The organism is Rhizobium sp. BK661, from assembly GCF_024808825.1.
Lineage (GTDB): Bacteria > Pseudomonadota > Alphaproteobacteria > Rhizobiales > Rhizobiaceae > Rhizobium.
This window is the reverse complement of sequence record NZ_JANTYT010000012.1, coordinates 25,195-45,714: the sequence shown is the minus strand read 5'-3', so window position 1 is coordinate 45,714 and position 20,520 is coordinate 25,195. Positions and strand designations below refer to the sequence as shown.

The window sequence follows — 20,520 nt, the reverse complement described above, 5'->3', positions numbered from 1 at the left end:
ACCAGCAGCGCCAGGGCATAGCGCACGAGGTTTCATCAAGAAGTTGAGCCAGCTCGGGGTTTCTTGGAACGTTAACTTTCCGACGAGGCGCCGCCGAGATCGGCGAGATCAATGATCCAAGTCCGCGTTCGAGGTATTGGTGATTCTGGTCGAGCAAACCGACGGGCGGCAAAAAAATGCGAAGCACGCTAATCTTTTTTCCGTTTCTTACGCGATGACCATTTGCGCCGAATTAAAATTGCGTTAAGAGCCGCCTGCCTTCCCAAGGCGCAGCTATAATCCCGATTGGAATGAAAATGTCTGACGCGATATCCAGAGTATCGCCGACCCCCGCTTCATCGAACAGTGCGCAAGTCAACTCGCCGGCGCGCGTTCTGATCGCGAGCCTCGTCGGCACCACGATCGAATTCTTCGACTTCTACGTCTATGCAACCGCCGCCGTGCTGGTTTTCCCGACGCTATTCTTCCCGAACAGCGACCCGACGACCGCGCTGCTTGCTTCCTTTGCAACCTTCTCGATCGCCTTCTTCGCCCGTCCGCTCGGTGCCGTGGTCTTCGGCCATTTCGGTGACAGAATCGGCCGCAAGACGACGCTCGTCGCCGCCCTGCTCACCATGGGCATTTCGACGGTGGTGATCGGCCTTCTGCCCTCGTACGAATCGATCGGCGTCCTCGCGCCGCTGCTCCTCGCCCTTTGCCGCTTCGGCCAGGGCTTCGGCCTCGGCGGGGAATGGGGCGGCGCCGTTCTGCTCGCCACAGAGAATGCGCCGGAGGGCAAGCGCAGCTGGTACGGCATGTTCCCGCAGCTGGGGGCGCCCGTCGGCCTGTTCCTTTCTTCTGGCATCTTCTGGCTGCTGCTTCAGGTCATGTCGCAGGATGCGCTTCTGAGCTGGGGCTGGCGCGTGCCGTTCATCTCGTCGATCCTGCTGATCGTCATCGGCCTCTGGGTCCGCCTTTCGATCACCGAAACGCCGGCCTTCCAAAAGGCAATTGACAAGCAGGAGCGCGTGGCCGTTCCGGTTGCCGAACTCTTCCGCAAGCACAAGCGCAGCCTGTTCCTCGGCACTTTCGTGGCGCTGGCGACCTTCGTGCTGTTCTATATCGGCTCAGCTTACCTGCTGTCCTACAACGTCAAGGTCCTGAAGATCCCGTTCCTCGACGCGCTTGAAATCCAGATCGTCGGCTCGATCGCTTTCGGCGTCTTCATCCCGATCGTGGGCAAGCTCGCCGAGCGCTTCGGCCGTCGCGAAGTGCTGATCCTGACCACCGTCCTGATTGGCATCTTCTCGTTCTTCCTGCCCGGCCTGATGACGGGCGGCGAAGGTAGCATCGTGGTCTTCGCGATCGTTGCCATGGCGCTGATGGGGATGACCTATGGTCTGATCGGCACGGCGCTTGCCGCCCCCTTCCCGACGGCGGTGCGCTACACCGGATCGTCGATCACCTTCAACCTTGCCGGCATCTTCGGCGCCTCGCTGGCGCCATACATCGCCACCTGGCTACAGGCGAACTACGGCATGCAGTATGTCGGTTACTATCTCGGCCTCTCTGCAGTCATTACCCTGATCTGCATCCTGGCCTCCGGCCGCGACGAAGTCTGAGGTTTACCGCGACTGAAACAGAAAGGCCGCGAAACACATGTTTCGCGGCCTTTTTAGTTCTTAGAGAAATTAAGAAGACTGTTCCTGTCACCTAAGCCAGGAATGTCACCGCCCGCTATTCGCTGGTGACACCCTGGAAGGGGCGCACTTCGCGGCCGGGCATGAAGACGCCGAGACGCTTGATCTCCCACTCAAGCTTGATGCCGGAGTTTTCGAAGACTTCACGGCGGACCTGTTCGCCGAGATATTCGAGATCGTAACCAGTTGCCTGCCCCATGTTGATCATGAAGTTGCAGTGAAGCGAAGACATCTGCGCGCCGCCGATGACCAATCCGCGGCATCCGGCCTCATCGATGAGCTTCCATGCCGAATGCCCCTCGGGGTTCTTGAAGGTAGAGCCGCCGGTCTTTTCGCGAATCGGCTGGACCGTTTCGCGATGGCTGCGAACGGCATCCATCTCGGCGCGGATCTTGGCGCGATCTTCGCTGTACCCTTCGAAAAGCACCGACGTAAAAATCAGATCGCTTGGTACCGACGAATGACGGTAGGAATAGCCCATATCCGCGTTCGACAGAACGTGCTTGGTGCCCTTGCGATCAACCGCATTCACCTCGACGAGGCGTTCGCGTGTCTCTCCGCCATTGGCCCCCGCGTTCATGCGCGCGGCGCCGCCGATGCTACCGGGAATGCCGTAGTAGAAATGGAAGCCGCCGATGCCGTTGTCCATTGCCATCGCCGCGACATGCTTGTCGGGGCAGATTGCGCCGGCACGGATGCGATTCTCGCCGGCAAGTTCGACCGCACCGAAGCCCTTCGCCGAAAGGCGCAGGACAACGCCGGGAATGCCGCCATCACGTACGAGAATGTTGGATCCAACACCGACAACAGTGATCGGCACCTCTTCCGGCAGAAGCTTGAGGAAGGCAACGAGGTCTTCCTCGTCATGCGGCTGAAACATCAGCTCGGCCAGACCGCCGGCGTGGAACCAGGTGACACGGTCCATCGGCGCATCCGGCGTGATCCTTCCACGGATGTCCTTTACGCCGTCGCCAAGCGACGCAAGAAGCTTTTCCCCATTCACCTGTTTCATGCAGATATTCCCGAAAGGCTTTGCAATTGCTTGGGCAGCGCCGCCGCCCAGTACGTGATGCTCCCAGCCCCCAACAGAACCACAAAATCCCCCGGCTTTGCAATCTCTGCGACCATTTCAGGCAAAAGCTCTGGGGATGACAGGAAGCGGGCATCGCGGTGACCGCCGGATTTGATCCGCGACACCAGCTCTTCCGAGTTCGCTCCTTCGATCGGATCTTCACCCGCGGCATAGACGGGAGCAAGGAAAATGCTATCCGCATCATTGAAGCAGGAGGCGAACTCCTCGAAGAGGCTGGACAGCCGCGAATAGCGATGCGGCTGGTGAACCGCAATCACGCGCCCCTTGCAGGCTTCGCGCGCGGCCCGCAGCACAGCCTTGATCTCGACCGGATGGTGTCCGTAGTCGTCGAAGATCTGCACACCGTTCCATTCGCCGGTCAGCGTGAAGCGACGCTTGACGCCGCCGAAAGAGGCCAGCCCCTTGGCGATGTCCTCACTCGACATACCGAGACGGTTGGCGACGGCAATCGCTGCGGTTGCATTGGAAATATTGTGACGGCCGGGCATCGGCATGACCAGGTTGTCGAGCCTGATCACCTGCCCGGTCCGCCGGCGGCGGATCTCTACGTCGAAAATCGAACGCGGACCATCAATGCGGACATTCATGAAGCGCACGTCCGCCTGAGGGTTCTCGCCGTAGGTCACGATCTTGCGGTCCTCGATACGACCGACGAGCGCCTGGACTTCCGGATGGTCGAGGCACAGCACGCCGAAACCGTAAAACGGCACGTTCTCGACGAACTGGCGGAACGCGGCGCGCACGGCATCGAAGTTGCCGTAGTGGTCCAGGTGTTCCGGGTCGATATTGGTAATGACCGCAACATCGGCAGGCAGCTTCAGGAAGGTGCCGTCGGATTCGTCGGCCTCAACCACCATCCACTCACCCTCGCCCATACGGGCATTGGTGCCGTAGGCGTTGATGATGCCGCCATTGATTACGGTGGGGTCGAGGCCGCCTGCTTCCAGCAGCGTTGCCACCAGCGACGTGGTCGTCGTCTTGCCATGCGTTCCACCGATCGCGATCGCATTCCGGAACCGCATCAACTCGGCAAGCATCTCCGCCCGGCGCACGACCGGCAGCAGCTTTTCGCGCGCCGCAACAAGCTCCGGATTGTTCTTCTTGATCGCCGTCGAGACGACCACGACTTCGGCGTCACCAAGGTTCTCCGCCTTGTGGCCGACGAAGACTTCGATGCCCTTGTCGCGCAGGCGTTGCACGTTGGCGCTGTCGGCTTGGTCCGACCCCTGCACGCGATGACCGAGGTTGTGGAGCACCTCGGCAATGCCGCTCATGCCGATGCCGCCGATGCCGATGAAATGAACGAGGCCGATGGCCTTCGGCATTTTCATGCGCGTTTCCCCTTGAACTCTGCAATTGTACGTCGTGCCGCAATAGCCTCTACCATGTCAGCAAGCAAGTTCGCAGCGTCGGGTTTGCCCGCTTGCTTGGCGGCAGCCGCCATCCGGGCAAGCTTTTCCGGATCGTTCATCACATGGGTCAGGATCGTTGCGATCTTCTCGGGCGAGAGTTCCGCCTGGGTGATCACCTTGGCGCCGCCGGTCGCAGCCAGCGCTGCCGCGTTGGCCGCCTGGTCGTGATCCAACGCATGCGGATAAGGCACGAGGATTGCCGGACGTCCGATCACCGAGATCTCCGAAACGGTCGAGGCTCCGGAACGGCAGATGACAAGATGGGCGGCGGCAAGCCGCTCGGCCATGTCAGTAAAGAACGGTGCCGTGTCAGCCGCCATCTTCAGGCGAGCGACGCATACGCTCATCATCTCAGTGTCTTCCGGTCGCACCTGCTGGGTAATGCGCAGGCGGTCGCGAAGCTCGTCATCGAGCAAACTGATGGCGGTCGGCATCGCCTTGGAAAAATATTGCGCGCCCTGACTGCCGCCAAAAACGACAAGATTGAAAGGCTCGCCTGACTTGGACGGAGAGTACGGCACCTTCGCCGCATCGATGATCGCCGGGCGCACTGGATTGCCTGTCGTCACCGTCTTGTCAGGAAACTGACCGCCGCCTTCAGGCAGGAAGCCGCCGGCAATCGCCTGCACCCGGCTCGCCAGCGCCTTGTTTGCGCGTCCCATCACCGCATTCTGTTCGTGGATCATGGCGGGCACGCCAAGGCGCGTCGCCGCCAGCAGTGGTGGTACGGTCGGATAGCCGCCAAAACCAACGACGACAACAGGCTTCAGCCGTGAAATGAGCTTCTTGGCCGCGCGCATGCCGCTCCAAAGCATCCACAACGAGCGCGTAACGGCAACCGGGTTTTTCGAGCCGATTGTCGCCGATGGGACGACATGGATCTCGTCGGCCGGAAATTTGCCGGCATAGCGCTCGGCACGGCTATCAGTCACGAGATGCACAGAATAGCCGCGTTCCTTCAGCTTGTAGGCCAGAGCCTCCGCCGGAAACACATGGCCGCCGGTCCCCCCGGCGGCAAGCAGGACGATGCCTTTGCTCATGAACTCTTACTCCGCCGGCATTCCATGCGCGACGCGGAAGAGGCTCCGGTCCTGCGCACGTTTTTCCGGCCTATGGCGCGTCAGCGCGAGAATAAACCCGGCGGTGACGCAGATCGCGACCATGGACGAACCGCCGTAGGAAATCAGCGGCAGGGTCATGCCCTTCGCCGGCAGCAGTTCGAGGTTGACGCCCACGTTGATGATGGACTGTATGCCGATCTGCAGCACGAGGCCAGCGACGGCAAAGCGGTTGAAGTCGTTCCGCTCCTTATAGGCATGCGAGAGACCGCGCAGCACGAGGACGGAAAACAGCGCGACGAGCGCCATGCAGAAGACGATGCCGAACTCTTCGGCCGCGACCGAGAAGATGAAGTCGGTATGCGCGTCGGGGATGATCCGCTTGACGATGCCCTCGCCCGGTCCCTGGCCGAACCAATCGCCGCGAATGATGGCTTCGCGTGCCGTGTCGATCTGAAAGGTATCGCCTTCGCCGGTCAGGAACTTGTCGATGCGCAGCGCCACGTGCGGGAAGATGTAATAGGCGCTGACAAGACCGCCGACACCGCCTGCACCGAGCAGGATGATCCAGATCCACGGCATGCCGGCCATGAAGAACATGCCGCCCCACACGGCCGTCGTCAGGATCGTTTGCCCAAGGTCGGGCTGCGCGACCAGAAGTGCAGCGACAATGCCGAAGAGGATGATGGCAAACAGGTTACCCGGTATCTCCGGCTGCCTTGCGTGCTCGGCAAAGAGCCAGGCACAGACAACGACAAAAGCGGGCTTCATGAACTCCGAGGGCTGGATCGAGATGCCGGCCAAGGTGACCCAGCGGCGGGAGCCCTTGACCTCGACGCCAAAGAACAGCGCCAGCAGCATCATGCCAAGCGCGACGATCAACAGGATGATCGCCGTTCGCCGCACCTGGCGGGGCGTCAGGAACGACAGACCGAACATGACGGCGAGCGACGGGATCATGAACGCCGCGTGGCGCTTGACGAAGTGGAACGGCTCCAGCCCGATGCGCTCGGCGACTGCGGGTGATGCCGCGAACGACAGCATGAAGCCGATGCCCATCAGGAAGATGAACATCGCCAGGAAGAAGCGGTCGATGGTCCAAAACCAATCGGCCAGAGGCCCACGTTCCGCGCGGCTTACCATGTCACTTATCTCCTGTTGCCGAACCGATCAGCATGGTGATTCCGTCGAGCGCTGCCACATGGCTGACAAATGCATCGCCCCTGACTTCGAAGTTCTTATACTGGTCGAAGCTTGCGCAAGCCGGGGACAACATCACGGCCAACGGGCCGCTTTCATCTTTTTCGGCGTCCGCGGCCGCGTGCGCCACGGCACGCTCCAATGTCCCTGATATCTCGTAGGGGACGGCCTCGCCGAGTGTTGCAGCAAATTCCGTCGCCGCCTCGCCGATCAGGTAGGCCTTGGCAATACGAGGGAAGAGCCCGGTCAGCGAGGTTATGCCACCAGCCTTCGGCAACCCACCGGCAATCCAGTAGATGCGATCGTAGCTCGACAGAGCCGGCGCGGCCGCATCCGCGTTCGTGGCCTTCGAGTCGTTGACGAAAACGACATTGCCGCGACGACCGACCGGTTGCATCCGGTGCTTGAGGCCAGGGAAGGACGCAAGTCCGGCGCGTATCTCCTCCTCGGAGACGCCGACCGCAAGGCATGCGGCAACCGCCGCGGCGGCATTCTGTGCGTTGTGGCCGCCACGTAATGTCTGGATGCCGTCAAGATCGGCGATCGGCTTCGTTGCGCCTCCCGAAGCCTGGACGAGCTTCGTTCCTTCCGCATAAATACCATAAGGCAGCGCATGGCGGCGGGAAATTCGCGTGACCTTGCCGCCGGCTCGCTCGATGCGATCCGCGATCATCTCGCAGTGGCTGTCGTCCACGCCGACCACTGCCACACCACTGCCGGCAACCAGACGCTCCTTGATGTCGGCATAGTGCTGCATCGTGCCGTGACGATCGAGATGATCCGGCGTCAGGTTGAGCAGAATGCCCGCCGACGGATTAAGCGTCGGCGCGAGGTCGATCTGATAGGATGAGCACTCGACAACATAGAAGCGTCCATCCTTCGGCGGATCGAGCGTCAGGACAGCCGTCCCGATATTGCCGCCGAGCTGCGTGTCGCGCCCGCTCGACTTCAGGATATGCGCGATTAGCGCCGTTGTCGTTGATTTGCCATTGGTGCCGGTGATGGCAATAAACGGGCAATCGGGCGCATGCGCGCGGCGCTCACGCACGAAGAGCTCGACGTCGCCAACGATATCAACGCCGGCGGCGCGAGCGAGATCGACGGTCCAGTGCGGTTTCGGATGCGTCAGGGGAACGCCCGGCGAAAGCACGAAGAGAGATTGTGCGCTCCAGTCGAGGGAACGCAGATCAGCCGTATGGATTCCCTCGGCGGCGGCTTTGGTGACACTATCCGGATTGTCATCCCATGCCGTCACCTCGGCTCCGCCCAGTTTCAGAGCTCGCGCAGTAGCAAAACCGGAACCACCGAGCCCGAAGAGCGCGACCTTCTTTCCCGAGAGGGTTGTGACGGGAATCATCGCCGCTTACCGCAGCTTCAGGGTCGAGAGACCAAGCAGGGCGAGACCGCCCGCAATGATCCAGAAGCGGATCACCACCTGGCTTTCAGTCCAGCCCTTTTTCTCGAAATGGTGATGGATCGGCGCCATCAGGAAGACACGTCGGCCCGTCATCTTGAAGTAGCCGACCTGAATGATGACCGACAACGTCTCCATCACGAACAAGCCACCGATGATCGCCATGACGATCTCATGCTTGGTGGCCACGGCAACAGTGCCGATCGTGCCGCCGAGCGCCAACGAGCCGGTGTCACCCATGAAGATAGCGGCAGGCGGCGCATTGAACCAAAGGAAGCCGAGACCAGCGCCGATAACCGCGCCGAGAACGACTGAAAGCTCGCCCGTGCCCGGGACGAAGTTGATCTGCAGATAGTTTGCAAAGACTGCATTACCCGCGAGGTAGGCAATCACACCAAACGACGCCGCAGCAATCATGACCGGAACGATGGCAAGGCCATCAAGGCCATCGGTCAGGTTCACGGCATTGCCGGCGCCAACGATCACGAAGCCGCCGAAAACGACGAACATGATGCCGAGATTGATCATGAAGTCCTTGAAGAACGGAAACGCGACCGAGGACCCGAAGGTCGAACCCGCGGTTCCGGACGCCAGCGCCGTGCGCATCATGAAGTAGACGGCGATGCCGGCAATGACGAATTCAATGCCAAGGCGAGCCTTGCCGGAGAAGCCCTTGTGGCTCTGCTTGGTGACCTTGAGGTAGTCGTCATAGAAGCCGATCGCCCCGAAGCCGAGAGTGACGAGCAGCGTGGCAACCACGTAGACATTCGAAAGATCGGCCCAGAGCAGCGACGACCCGACGATACCGGCGAGAATCATCAGACCGCCCATGGTCGGCGTACCGGCCTTCTTGAAGTGCGTCTGCGGACCGTCGGCGCGGATCGGCTGCCCCTTACCCTGGCGGATGCGCAAGGATCTGATGATCATCGGTCCGAACAGGAAGACGATGAAGGCGGACGTAAACAGGGAGGCGCCCGTGCGGAAGGTAATGTACCTGAACAGATTCAAGAATTTCAGGTGTTCCGACAGTTCGACAAGCCAAATCAGCATTCAGGGCCCCTTGTTTACCCGCTCAAAAATCGCGTTGCGTGTCGGCAAATGGCGGGAACTTGTCAAGGAGCGCGGCAACGATCTTGCCGAAACCTATGCCCAGTGACGATTTTACCATCAGCACGTCGCCAGCCGCGACAGCGTTCAATACATATTCTGATAGTTCTTCGGTCTTCTCATAGTGGACGACCTGCACGCCCTCGGGGAGCGATTCTTTCAGCGCAACCATTTCAGGCCCCGCGAGCCAGACATGCTCTATACCAGCAGCGAGCAAAGGCCCCGCCAGATCCGAATGGACTTTCTCCGCGTAGTCACCCATCTCCAGCATATCGCCAAGCACGGCGATGCGCCGCCCAGCACCTGCCGGAACGGAACTCGCAAGCACGGATATCGCGGCACGCATCGAAGCGGGATTGGCGTTGTAGCTTTCGTCGATGACCGTGAAGGCGCTGCGGTCGATTGCCAGGCGGTGACGCCGTCCCCTGCCCTTTTCCGGCTGCAGCGTCGAAAGGGAGGTGATTGCCTGATGCATGTCCGCACCGACAAGCTTGACGACGCCAAGGGCGGCCAGTGCATTCTCGGCAATGTGCCGGCCCGGCGCGCCGATCGCGACCTCCTTGGTGTCGCCATCGATGGTGATCCACAACGTCGAACTCTGGTCGGAGCCATTGAACTCCGCGAGGCGGAAATCGGCCTTCGCATGCTGACCGAACGAATGAATGTGCTGGATGCCGCAGGCCTGCGCCGTGCGCTCGAGGAAGTTGAACTGGTCGTTGTCCCTGTTGAGCACGACCTGACCGCCGGGAACCACACCTTCGAAAATCTCGGCCTTCGCCGTTGCGATCTCTCGTATGCTCTTGAAATTGCCGAGGTGAGCCGGCGCAATCGTTGTCACCACGGCAACATGCGGCCTGATCATCTTGACCAGTGGGCGGATTTCGTCCGGATGATTCATCCCCACTTCGAAAACGCCGAAATAGGTGTCGAGCGGCATCCGGGCGAGCGTCAAGGGTACGCCCCAGTGATTGTTGAACGAGGCAACGGATGCATGCACCTTGCCCGATGGGGACAAGACGCGCCGCAACATCTCCTTGGTTGTGGTCTTTCCGACCGAACCGGTCACGGCAATGATCTGAGCACGCGAACGGGCACGAGAAGCCTGACCGAGCTTGCCGAGTGCCGCCAGCACATCTTCGACGACGATGACAGGAACGGTAAGCCGCCCCATGGCTGGAAGGCGCGCTTCGTTAACAACGAGCAGAGCAGCCCCGTTTGCCATCGCCATCGACGCAAAGTCGTGGCCGTCAACGCGGTCGCCCTTGATGGCGAAGAAAGCTTCGCCGGGCGCAATGGAGCGGCTGTCGATGGAAATACCGGTAATGCCCTCAGGCAAAGTTCCGAACGGCCGCCCTGCCATGGCGGCAACCATGTCTTCCGTCGTCCAAAGCCAGTTCACGGTTTCAGCTCCTCCAAAGCCTTACGCAATTCGGCATGATCCGAAAACGGTAGGGTGACGCTCCCGATCGTCTGCCCTTCCTCGTGTCCCTTGCCGGCGACAATCAGCGTGTCGCCCGACGTCAGCATTCCTACGGCCGTTCGGATCGCCTCGGCACGGTCGCCGATTTCGCTCGCGCAGCCCGCGGCCGCCATGATCTCGGCGCGAATGGTCGCCGGCTCTTCCGAGCGTGGATTGTCGTCGGTGACAATCACCACATCGGCCAGACGGCAGGCGATCTCGCCCATGATCGGGCGCTTGCCACGATCGCGGTCGCCGCCGCAGCCAAACACGACGATGACGCGGCCCGTGGTAAACGGCCGAACGGACTCCAAAACGTTGGCAAGCGCGTCGGGCTTGTGGGCATAGTCGACATAAGCAAGCGCACCGTCCTTGGTATGGCCCACAAATTCGAGACGACCGGATGCGCCCTGCAGCTTTTCGAGGGCCGCCATGGCGACCTTCGCCGGCACGCCCGTCGATATGGCGAGACCTGCCGCCACGAGCGCGTTGGCCACCTGGAAGTCCCCTGCAAGCGGAATATCGACCTCGAAGATCTCTCCCTCGGCGTGGATTTCAGCCACCTGCTTGTGCCGGAAATGCTCGACGCGCTTCAGCGTGAGGTAGTCGCCCTTGCGACCGACGGTGCGAACGTCGTGACCCGCGTCGCGCGCCGCTTTGACGGCTTGCCCCGACCACGCATCGTCGGCGAAGATCACGGCCGGTGCGCCCTTCGGCAGCAGCGTATCGAACAGCCGCATCTTCGCGGCCATGTAGCTTTCGATCGTGGGATGGTAGTCCATGTGATCGCGGCCGAGATTGGTAAAGGCAGCCGCTGCTAGCTTGACGCCATCGAGACGGCCCTGATCGAGGCCATGGCTGGAGGCCTCCATCGAGGCATGGGTAACTCCCTCCTCGGAAAGCTCCGCGAGCAATTTGTGAAGCGAAACCGGATCCGGGGTCGTCAGCGAGCCATACTCATTGCGTGTCGGCGAGACGACGCCAGTCGTGCCGATCATCGCCGCTGGATGGCCTGCATAGGCCCAGATCTGCCGGGTGAAGGAAGCAACCGACGTCTTGCCGGCGGTACCGGTCACGGCAACCATCGTTTCCGGCTGCTTGCCATAGAAATAAGAGGCCGCGATCGACAGGAAGCGGCGCGGATCGTTCACCACGAGAACAGGTATGGAAGCATCAACGCCATGGGACGCAATGGCCGCGACAGCACCGCGCGCCGCCGCGTCGGCGATAAAGCCTGCTCCATGGGCCTTCGTCCCGGCGACAGCCACAAACACCATGCCGGGTTCGATCTTGCGGCTGTCGGACGAGATACCCGAAACCGCCAGCGCCCCGACAGACCCGGCCAATTGATCTTCAAGTTCCGGAAATGCATCTCCGGCGATGTCTCGCAAGTTCATCGAATGTACTTTTCTCTCTCAAGCCGCCGCGCCCCCGTGGCGAATCGGCTCCGACATTCATTCAGACTCAATAAGACACCAACATGGCCGATCCGTCGTCACCGAACTTGGGTTCCACACCGAGAATTGGGGCCGCGCGGGCGATGATGTTCTTGACCATCGGCGCTGCCGTGTACGCTGCAATGTTCTGGCCCTTCTCGCCATTGTGCGGCTCATCGCAGAACGTCAGCACGACATACTTCGGATCGTCGATCGGAAAAGCCGCGAGGAACGCATTGAAATTGAGGTTCGTCGCGTAGCGGCCATTGACCACCTTGTCAGCCGTGCCGGTCTTGCCGCCGACATTGAAGCCGGGCACGTCAGCATTGCGCCCGGAGCCCTTGATGCCGTTCAGCTTGAAGAGATAGCGAACGTCATCGCTGGTGGTCTTCTTGACGACCACTTCCGCAACTTCGTCTGCCTGTTCGCGGTTGCGCGGCAGGAAGGTCGGTTCGATGAGCTTGCCGCCGTTGACGAGCGCCGCGCCCGCAACCGCCGTCTGCAGCGGCGTCGTGGAAACACCGTGGCCAAAGGAGATCGTCACCGAGTTGATCTTCTTCCAGACCTTCGGCTGGCTCGGCATCTTCACCTCGGGGAGTTCCGTCTGCATCTTGGTGAGCAGACCGAGCTTCGTCAGGTAGTCCTTCTGCGCATCGATGCCGACGATGTCGATGATGCGGGCGGTACCGACGTTGGACGAATACTGGAACACCTCCGGCAGCGTCAGCCAACGGCGCTGGCCGTGGAAGTCGTGAATGGTGAAGCCGCCGATGCGGATCGGCTGCGTCGCGTCGAAGCTGTCGTTGAGGCTGACCTTGCCCGTATCGAGCGCCATGGCGAGCGAAAAGGTCTTGAAGGTCGACCCCATCTCGAACGTGCCGTTCGACATGCGGTTCAGCCAGCCTTCCTTGGCGCCTTCCAGCGGGTTGTTCGGATCGAAGTCAGGGGCCGATGCCATTCCGAGCACTTCGCCGGTATGAATATCGAGGATGACGGCGCCAGCGCCCTTTGCCTCGTAGTTCTTGACGGCGTTGACGACGACATCGCGCACGATGTTCTGAACGCGAACGTCGATCGACAGGCGAACGGGCTCAAGCGGCTGGTCGCTTGTCATGCCGACTGAAGCGAGGTCGGCAAGGCCCTGATCGTCAATGTATTTCTCCATGCCGGCAACGCCGCGGTTGTCGATGTTGACGTAACCGAGGATATGCGCCGCGGTCGCGCCGCCCGGATAGAAGCGGCGTTTCTCAGGGCGGAAGCCGATGCCGGGAATGCCGAGTGCGAGAATCTGGCTCTGCTGCTTCGGCGTCAACTGGCGTCGCAGCCAGGCGAAGTGAGATGTGCGGTTCGCGAGCTTCTTGTAGGTGCCCTTCATGTCGAGGTCGGGCAGAACCGTCGCGAGCTTCTCGACCGCTTCGTCTGGGTCAACCACCTTGTTCGGCTCGGCAAAAAGCGAGACCGTGCGAATATCGGTCGCCAGCACCTCGCCGTTTCGGTCCAGGATATCCGGACGCGAGGCCATCAGACGATCCGGTGGCAGGATGCTGGACACGACATCAGGATCGCGGACTGCGTATTCCACGAGGCGCCCGCCGATCACGCAATAAACGCCGAGAAAGCCGACGATCAGGAGCCCGACGCGGCTCTTCGCCTGTCCCGCCTTCTTCTTTCGCGATCCCTCGATCGGCCTATTGCCGCCGAGGCGGTTATTGGTGCCGGCGGAGAAATGCGCCTGGCTCTTCAAGACCATGATGCGTGAAAGAAACGACATCTCTACTCCACCGATCCGGTTGCCATCATGTCTTCTTCTTCGGGTTCAGGCGTCGCTGGCTTTGGCTTTGCCTTGCCCGAACCGGCTTTCGCTTCTGTAATCTCGGGAACAGGAACCTGCGATTTCAGCATCGGCAGTTCCTTGGCGTGAACCAGCGATGTGGACGCCGTCGGCTGCAGCTGAAGCTCACCATTGTAGTTGTTGACGAGGCGCTCGAGCCTGTTCGGCTGGGAGAGCAGAGCCCAATCCGCCTTCAACAGGTCGATTGTGTCCCTCTCGAGCTTGATCTCCGCTTCGAGGCGATGAACCTCCTCGAGCTTGAGCTCGGCATGGTGCTTGATGGTGTAGGTGACAGCAGCAGCGGCTGTCATGACACCGACGAGGATGAGGTCCAAGGTTCTCAGCATATCAGGCTCCGAGCTTTCCGAGACTCGCCAGATTCGGCAATCCGAAGATGGAAATATCTGCCGCTTCGGCAGGCGCGGCAGTGCGCAGCCCTGCCCGCAGCTTGGCAGATCGCGCCCGCGGGTTTGCTTGCGCTTCCGCCTCCGTCGCAGCAACCATCGGCTTGCCGATCCGCTCGAACGTTGCAGCACGCTCGTGCGCGACAGGCAGATGACGCGAGCCCGAAGCCTTGCCGGCACGATCGGCGAAGAAGGTCTTGACGATCCGGTCCTCGAGCGAATGGAAGGTAACAACAACGAGACGACCGCCGGGCTTCAGCACACGCTCGGCGACAAACAGCGCCTGCGCCAATTCGCCAAGCTCATCGTTGACAAAGATTCGCAACGCCTGGAAGACACGGGTCGCCGGATGGATCTTGTCCTTCATCTTGCGCGGCGTGACGAGTTCGATCAGGCCGGCCAGATCGCGCGTCGTCTCGAACGGCTTTTCCGCCCGCCGCTTTTCAATCGCGTGCGCGATGCGCGGCGACTGGCTTTCCTCTCCGAGAAAATGAAAGATGCGGATAAGATCAGCCACTTTGGCGCGATTGATCACATCAGCCGCAGAAACACCTGCCGCCGACATGCGCATGTCCAGCGGACCATTCTTCAGGAACGAGAAGCCACGATCGGCCTCATCGATCTGCATCGAGGACACGCCGATATCGAGCACAACTCCATCCAGTCCGCCGGATGGAGCAGCATCGGCCAGTCGAGAGAACTGCGAATGAACGAGCCTCAAACGACCTTGGCTCTCGGCGACAAGAGCCTGACCAGCTTCGATAGCGGTCGGGTCGCGATCCAGGGCGACGACGTTGGCGCCGGTGCCCAGAATGGCAGAGGTGTAGCCACCCGCACCGAAGGTGCCGTCGAGAATGATCTTGCCGGGCAACGGCTCGAGCGCGGCGAGGACCTCATTGAGAAGAACCGGAATGTGGCGAACCGGTCCGCCACCGGCATCAGTTGAATCTTCGCCAGGATTCGCCGCCATTCCGTTCCCTCGTACCGTTAGGAACGCCTGCCCGCCAGCCGACGCCCTCCTCGTGCCTGCATCTGGGCGGCCTGAAATGCCTGCGGCTGCCACAGCTGAAAATGATCCGCCCGACCGACGAAGGCCACCTCGTCCGAGATATCGGTGAAGTCGCGGATGAAATCCGTGACCATCAGCCGACCTTCCGCATCGAGCTTCATGAAGATACCGCCCCCGTGGATGAGAAGCGACATCTCGTTCGCGTCCGGCGAAAACGGATCCTCCGCAGAAATCTGACGCTCGAACCTCTCCAGGAGATCCGGACCGCCGACACTGATCGCCGGAAACACAAAGTCCTGGAAGCAATAGAGCTCCTGAACATTGCGCTGCGCCAGCACGGATCGAAACGCCGCCGGCACGGAAACCCTGCCCTTGGAATCGATTCTGTTGGTCGCATTTGAAAGGAAGCGGCTCATGACACGAAACATCCGTTCCCGAAAGAGCCCGGACTGAACTCAAAAGCCCGGAACCTCGAAATTCAGGCACAGCTTCGCGAGCCGAATGGGCGAAATCCCACCCGGCGCTTCCGGAGCGGAAGACACCTTGGCTTTGCGATTGTTGGGCACCTACTTGCCCTTGCGCAGTGCATGAATGGGATAACATGGGACCATATGGGCGTCAATGGGAAACGCCCGTCTCACGATGAGCGAAGTATCCGAAATTTATAAGCTGTTAAGTTTAACAAAGGGTTAGGATCGAGCTTGCGGACACCGGACAGCCCAACCGCCGAAGCGCCCTCAAAGGCCACATATGGTTCAAATTGGCACAGCAAAATATGCGCTTTTAAACAGAGGCTTAATGCATCCTCTTCAAGAGTGGGAGCACCCGTCTCGAGCGCTCGCACGAAGAGGTATGCAGCCGCTATCTCCTTTGAAGTAATAGGCCGAGCCATTCGGCTGCTGCCACGTGCAAAATAATGAACGGCGGGAGAATTGAATTAGTTCACTGCTGCCGCATATTACTTGAAGCTAAATAAGTAACCGTGGAGTAACATTATGACAAACTTCACATTAAAGGGACTTCTTTACGGACGCTTTGAGCCGGAAAAGCGTATTCCGCTGTCGCAGTCGGGAATGACGACTGACATCCAATGCGATTCCTGCGGCAAGATATTCAAGCGCTGGTCCATTCTCGCCCGCAGCAGCACGACCTGCGAGGAATGTCTGGCGAAGGCGCCGACCGCCCACTAGCAATCGACGGCAATCACAAAGACATGCTTCCGCAAGGGTAGTTCGCCAGCTGGCCTGTAAGCCGGGTTCTGTATGGCCCCGGCCGAAGCCGGAACGTGGCAGCCATTCCTCTGGGACAGCGTTCGCACGCTGCCTCACGCAACCCACCCGGATGACTGACCTGGAAACCGGCCGGAAGGCTTTCGCCTCCCACGTCATCCCTATTCGGTCTTGCTCCCGGTGGGGTTTACCTTGCCATCGCCGTTACCGGAGATGCGGTGGGCTCTTACCCCACCCTTTCACCCTTACCTGCCGAGGCAGGCGGTTTGCTTTCTGTGGCACTTTCCCTGAGGTCGCCCTCGCCGGACGTTATCCGGCACCGTGTTTCCGTGGAGCCCGGACTTTCCTCACCCTACCGCCTTTCGGCATTGGTAAAGCGCGGCTGCCCGGCCAACTGGCAAGGCTCCCTTAGCGGAGACACGGAGCGAATGCCACCGAAATATTACCGGCTTCGCGACGACAAAGCTCTGTCTAGTGACAAGACTCTGGGCCTAGCGGAAAACCGGTGTCAGTTCCCGGCCGAAGTCCTCTGCCCCGAGCCAGCCCTGCGTCATGACGACGGCCCCTAGCCGGCCGAGTTCGTCGGACGATTTCGCGGCAACGAAATTGCCGCCCGCCAGGACAGCGATCCGCGGTGAATCCGTATAGCCGACATAAGGATACGCGGTCGTCGTGAAGGTTGACACACACGGCGCGGAGGTTGTTGGGCAGCCAGCCAAGGCCGGCATCAGCCGCAGTGCCGTTGAGACCAGATTGTCGCGCTCCAGTGGATCGCCGTCAGAGCGAAACCACGTTCCGATATCCCCGAGCGTCTCGAATGACCGCGCCTCTAGATCGCCGCCGAGCTTCAGGTAGGTCCGACCATCGGGGTATCGCACCGGTGGCAGGATATAGACGTGGTCCTCATCGCGATCACCGAAGACAATCGTCGAAGGCATATCGGAGAAAGTCGCCATCTCCCGTTCGCCAAGCTCAAAGAAGGCAACGGTGCGGGCGGCAATTCTGATGTCGATCTGAGTTGGCAGGAGATCGTTGAAATTGCTGAAACCGCCAGCGGCAACCAGCACACGCTCCGCGGTATAGCTCCTGCCACCAGCTTCAACTTCGACAGATGAGCCCCGGTCGCGAACCGAGGTAACAGTTGCATCTACGACCGTTACGCCTGCCTGCTCGGCAAGCATGGTTTGTGCCCGAACCAAAGCGCGCGGATTGATGTGCCCCGCCCGCCGCTCTTCGAAATAGCCGTGGTGGGACGGATCGAGGGAGAACTGAGGAAAGCGCTCACGCAACGCTGCCGGCGTAAGCGCTTCAACGTCAAGACCGAGGGTTTCGCTGACCTGCAGCGCCCGCCCGAGAAATCCCTCGCCCGGTCGCGCGGGCGGCCCGGTAAACAGACAACCCGCTTCCGAGAAAAAGGAGATTCCGCTTTTCGCTTCCATCTCCCCGTAGCGATCGAGCGAACGTGCAGCGAGGGTCGCCCAGACCCTATTGTCATCGAAGGACCGCGTAATGCGAGCCTCGTCATAGTGGCTGGCAAAGACGCCGTGATGGCTCTTGCGCTCGGCCGGCTCGCTGGGGCCGATAAGCGCTACGCCTTCGATCATACCCGAAAGATGGCGGGCAGCAGCCGCGCCCATCATTCCGCGTCCGACGATCATCACCTTGAAATCAACTGCCATATGTCACCTCATTTTCCGAGGTCGGATAACACAGGCGCCACGTTGAATCATATTGTTAAGTGCCAGCTCGAAGCGATTCTCGAACAAGCACTTTCAAGCGATCAAAGCATCGCCAGGACCTTGCCGCAGTAAGCCTTGGAAACCGGGTTCATGCGGGTTGCGCCATGGCCGGCATTGTACTTCAGGATCGTACCGCAAGTTTCGCCACCGCCTAGCTGATGTGCTGCAGCCAGATACTTCATGCCGAACTTGATGTTCGTCTCAGGGTCGAACAAGCCCTTCGCAGGGCCCGAGTAGCCCATCATGCGTGCCGTCGCCGGCTTGATCTGCATGAGGCCGATTTCGCCCGCGCTGCCGCGTGCATTCGGATTGAAATTGCTCTCGACGCGCACGACCGCACGAGCAAGCTCGACGGGGACGTTGTACTGGTTGGCATACTTGACGATGATCGCGGAATATTTGTTGGCTGTGAAATCCGGCATTGCATAACCGCTGGTGCGGTCAACGGTCTTCAAGGGGATTGTCTGAGATCTTGCGCCCCATTCGCCTGCGAAGGCGCAGTTGATACCCATCAACAGTGCGCTGGCGCACACTGCAGCAGAAATGATCTTCTTCATTTAGTCTAATTACTCCGACCCAAAGAATTTCCGGATCGCAGTTGAAATAACAATCCGGTCGTATGCAGCAGATACATATTAGATATTCTGCAGCAATTCTTTTTGTTTCAATTGACGGCCGCTCGAAACCCCAAACAACACAAGCGGCGCCGTTCGACGGTTGGCGTTAGACCATCGCAATGAGGAGATAATAGGGAAATGATGTGGCGACGCAGCAGACTCTCAAAATCCTGAGAATCCGCGCCACCCTAAAGTACTACTTATGCGGCGTATCGCGGCAGCGACGCCAGCAAACGGTGCAGCGTGTCGATCGTCGAAAAATCCGCGATCCCGTCGATTCGAGCGGGCCGAAAATGGCGCTGGAAAGCCTCGATGTCGCCCGCCATCTTGTCGGAGAATTGGCCTGTGATCTCAGTCGCATAACCGTAAAGCGAGAGCATCGACTGCAGAGCCTCGACCGGCTGGCCGCTGTCGCCGCGTTGGAAAAATCTTCCACCGGAGATCGCAGCAGGCTCAACCCAATGCCCCACACCGGCCTTGTGCAGGCCTGACCAAGGAAATTTTTCTCCCGGATCAACCTTCCGAATCGGTGCTACATCGGAGTGCCCAAGCACCCTTTCGGGGGTAATGGACCAACGTTGGCCGCAATCGCGACACAATTCAATGACCGCTTGAATTTGTTCTTGCGGATACTCAGGGAGCCCTCCGGGATGACCCGCATTGGCGATCTCGATCCCGATCGACAAAGAGTTGATATCGGTCTCCCCCCGCCAGTAACTTTTGCCGGCGTGCCAGGCACGGCGCTCCTCGGGGACGAGCTGCAGAACCTCGCCATCTTCACCAACGAAGTAGTGGCTCGAGACCTGACTTTCGTCCCGACAGAGCCACTCCAAGGCTCCGTCAGGCGTCGGCATGCCTGTATAGTGAAGAAGGATCATGTCTGGCCTGCGCCCATCAGCACGTTCGCCGTGATTTGGCGATGGGCGAACGGTTGCTTTCCGGTAGTCGGCCTCGAACGAGGTCATGCTGCGCGGCGTTCCTTCTCGATTGCCTCGTAGGCTGCATTCAGCGCAGCCATGCGCTCATTGGCAATCGCATGGAACTCGGCCGGCACGCCCCGCGAAATCAGGCGATCAGGATGATGTTCGCTGACAAGTCCATGATAGCGGCGACGGATCGTCGTGAAGTCGTCGGAGGGCGAAACGCCGAGCACCTTGTAGGGATCGCGGCCCATGGAAACATGCCGCGCTGCAATTCGTTCGAAATGATCTTCATTCATATGGAAGATCTCGCTCACGTGCCGCAGGAACGCCAATTCCTTCTCATGGATGAGCCCATCCGCTTTGGCGATATGGAAAAGACCGTCCAGCACCTCTTCCAGGACCGGGCAATTGGCTGCGCATGTCACGCACAAGGATGACAGGCGCTCCGCATAGGCTTCATAGCCGGCAACGTCCTGACGCGCCAGATTGTAGAGGCGTGCGACATTCTTTGCCTGCTCCGGCGGGAACTCGAATATCTCGCCAAAGGCATCCACCTCCCGCTCGCTCACGATTCCATCGGCCTTGGCCATTTTTGCGGACAGAGCGATGATGGCGACCGAGAAGGCCACCTTGCGGCGCGTCTCGGGATCGCCCTCGAAAACTGTCCGGATAGCCTCGACCACCGCCGAAAGGACGTTGCCCGCGGTGTTGCCAATGGCATTCAGCAGTTTTTCCCAGAAGGACATAAAAGTCTCTCGCAGCGCAAATAGGTTAGACACCTTGACCAAATAAAGCCTGCGTTTGCAAGGCGGCGATTGGTCGTAGGAGCGAATACAGCTTTCACATTTCGGTAATTGTCGCCCCGATGCTGAAGCATACGCCGCATTCGCATTGCCTCATATGACACCAA

The 20,520-nt window shown here is 60.1% G+C and carries 18 protein-coding genes and 1 other RNA gene; 2 read left to right on the top strand and 17 right to left on the bottom strand.

The window, feature by feature from the left end:
• Positions 1–296 precede the first annotated feature (296 nt).
• A complete protein-coding gene (locus tag FHX16_RS21570; protein WP_114713180.1) occupies positions 297–1,601 on the top strand; it encodes an MFS transporter in 1,305 nt (434 codons plus the stop codon).
• A 115-nt stretch (positions 1,602–1,716) separates the two neighbouring features.
• On the opposite strand, the gene murB is transcribed toward FHX16_RS21570, so the two are convergent.
• The 12 genes from murB to mraZ form a co-directional block, all read right to left on the bottom strand.
• The gene (murB, locus tag FHX16_RS21565) at positions 1,717–2,691 is read right to left on the bottom strand and encodes a UDP-N-acetylmuramate dehydrogenase (RefSeq protein WP_259130301.1); all 975 of its coding nucleotides are present in this window, start codon (positions 2,689–2,691) and stop codon (positions 1,717–1,719) included.
• The gene (gene murC, locus FHX16_RS21560; RefSeq protein ID WP_183860904.1) at positions 2,688–4,103 is read right to left on the bottom strand and encodes a UDP-N-acetylmuramate--L-alanine ligase; all 1,416 of its coding nucleotides are present in this window, start codon (positions 4,101–4,103) and stop codon (positions 2,688–2,690) included. The genes murB and murC overlap by 4 nt, the downstream gene beginning before the upstream one ends.
• Entirely contained in the window at positions 4,100–5,224 is a 1,125-nt protein-coding gene (murG, locus tag FHX16_RS21555; protein WP_183860906.1) for an undecaprenyldiphospho-muramoylpentapeptide beta-N-acetylglucosaminyltransferase, read from the bottom strand. The genes murC and murG overlap by 4 nt, the downstream gene beginning before the upstream one ends.
• A 6-nt stretch (positions 5,225–5,230) precedes the next feature.
• Positions 5,231–6,385 (bottom strand): putative lipid II flippase FtsW, encoded by a 1,155-nt coding sequence (gene ftsW, locus FHX16_RS21550; RefSeq protein WP_183754580.1) that lies wholly within the window; start codon positions 6,383–6,385, stop codon positions 5,231–5,233.
• A gap of 1 nt (position 6,386) precedes the next feature.
• Positions 6,387–7,799, bottom strand: coding sequence for a UDP-N-acetylmuramoyl-L-alanine--D-glutamate ligase (murD, locus tag FHX16_RS21545; RefSeq protein ID WP_183860908.1), 1,413 nt, complete (start codon positions 7,797–7,799; stop codon positions 6,387–6,389).
• Positions 7,800–7,805: 6 nt separating this feature from the next.
• Positions 7,806–8,906: a phospho-N-acetylmuramoyl-pentapeptide-transferase gene (gene mraY, locus FHX16_RS21540; RefSeq protein WP_016554518.1), complete on the bottom strand. Its 1,101-nt coding sequence runs from the start codon at positions 8,904–8,906 to the stop codon at positions 7,806–7,808.
• A 22-nt stretch (positions 8,907–8,928) separates the two neighbouring features.
• Positions 8,929–10,362, bottom strand: coding sequence for a UDP-N-acetylmuramoylalanyl-D-glutamyl-2,6-diaminopimelate--D-alanyl-D-alanine ligase (locus FHX16_RS21535; protein WP_183860910.1), 1,434 nt, complete (start codon positions 10,360–10,362; stop codon positions 8,929–8,931).
• On the bottom strand, positions 10,359–11,819 hold the full coding sequence (locus tag FHX16_RS21530) for a UDP-N-acetylmuramoyl-L-alanyl-D-glutamate--2,6-diaminopimelate ligase (RefSeq protein ID WP_259130292.1): 1,461 nt from the start codon (positions 11,817–11,819) through the stop codon (positions 10,359–10,361). The genes FHX16_RS21535 and FHX16_RS21530 overlap by 4 nt, the downstream gene beginning before the upstream one ends.
• Positions 11,820–11,886: 67 nt before the next feature.
• A complete protein-coding gene (locus FHX16_RS21525) occupies positions 11,887–13,629 on the bottom strand; it encodes a penicillin-binding protein 2 (RefSeq protein WP_183754573.1) in 1,743 nt (580 codons plus the stop codon).
• A 2-nt stretch (positions 13,630–13,631) separates the two neighbouring features.
• Positions 13,632–14,036: a hypothetical protein gene (locus tag FHX16_RS21520; protein ID WP_183860914.1), complete on the bottom strand. Its 405-nt coding sequence runs from the start codon at positions 14,034–14,036 to the stop codon at positions 13,632–13,634.
• A gap of 1 nt (position 14,037) precedes the next feature.
• Positions 14,038–15,063 carry a 16S rRNA (cytosine(1402)-N(4))-methyltransferase RsmH gene (rsmH, locus tag FHX16_RS21515; protein WP_259130288.1) on the bottom strand — a complete coding sequence of 342 codons (1,026 nt, stop codon included), beginning with the start codon at positions 15,061–15,063 and terminating at the stop codon, positions 14,038–14,040.
• Between the two features lie 17 nt (positions 15,064–15,080).
• Positions 15,081–15,518, bottom strand: a complete 438-nt coding sequence (gene mraZ / locus FHX16_RS21510; RefSeq protein ID WP_246712577.1) for a division/cell wall cluster transcriptional repressor MraZ — start codon at positions 15,516–15,518, stop codon at positions 15,081–15,083.
• 579 nt (positions 15,519–16,097) lie between these two features.
• Here mraZ and FHX16_RS21505 point away from each other — a divergent pair.
• Positions 16,098–16,292 carry a hypothetical protein gene (locus FHX16_RS21505; protein ID WP_016554526.1) on the top strand — a complete coding sequence of 65 codons (195 nt, stop codon included), beginning with the start codon at positions 16,098–16,100 and terminating at the stop codon, positions 16,290–16,292.
• A 41-nt stretch (positions 16,293–16,333) separates the two neighbouring features.
• On the opposite strand, the gene rnpB is transcribed toward FHX16_RS21505, so the two are convergent.
• From rnpB to FHX16_RS21480, 5 genes are all read right to left on the bottom strand, one after another.
• Positions 16,334–16,729, bottom strand: an RNA gene (gene rnpB / locus FHX16_RS21500) — RNase P RNA component class A.
• A gap of 93 nt (positions 16,730–16,822) precedes the next feature.
• Positions 16,823–18,010 carry an FAD-binding oxidoreductase gene (locus FHX16_RS21495; protein WP_183860920.1) on the bottom strand — a complete coding sequence of 396 codons (1,188 nt, stop codon included), beginning with the start codon at positions 18,008–18,010 and terminating at the stop codon, positions 16,823–16,825.
• Positions 18,011–18,111: 101 nt separating this feature from the next.
• Positions 18,112–18,627 carry a lytic transglycosylase domain-containing protein gene (locus FHX16_RS21490; protein ID WP_016554528.1) on the bottom strand — a complete coding sequence of 172 codons (516 nt, stop codon included), beginning with the start codon at positions 18,625–18,627 and terminating at the stop codon, positions 18,112–18,114.
• Between the two features lie 260 nt (positions 18,628–18,887).
• Positions 18,888–19,652, bottom strand: a complete 765-nt coding sequence (locus tag FHX16_RS21485) for an N-acetylmuramoyl-L-alanine amidase (RefSeq protein WP_183860922.1) — start codon at positions 19,650–19,652, stop codon at positions 18,888–18,890.
• Positions 19,649–20,356: a DnaJ family molecular chaperone gene (locus FHX16_RS21480; RefSeq protein ID WP_183860924.1), complete on the bottom strand. Its 708-nt coding sequence runs from the start codon at positions 20,354–20,356 to the stop codon at positions 19,649–19,651. The genes FHX16_RS21485 and FHX16_RS21480 overlap by 4 nt, the downstream gene beginning before the upstream one ends.
• Between the last annotated feature and the right edge of the window lie 164 nt (positions 20,357–20,520).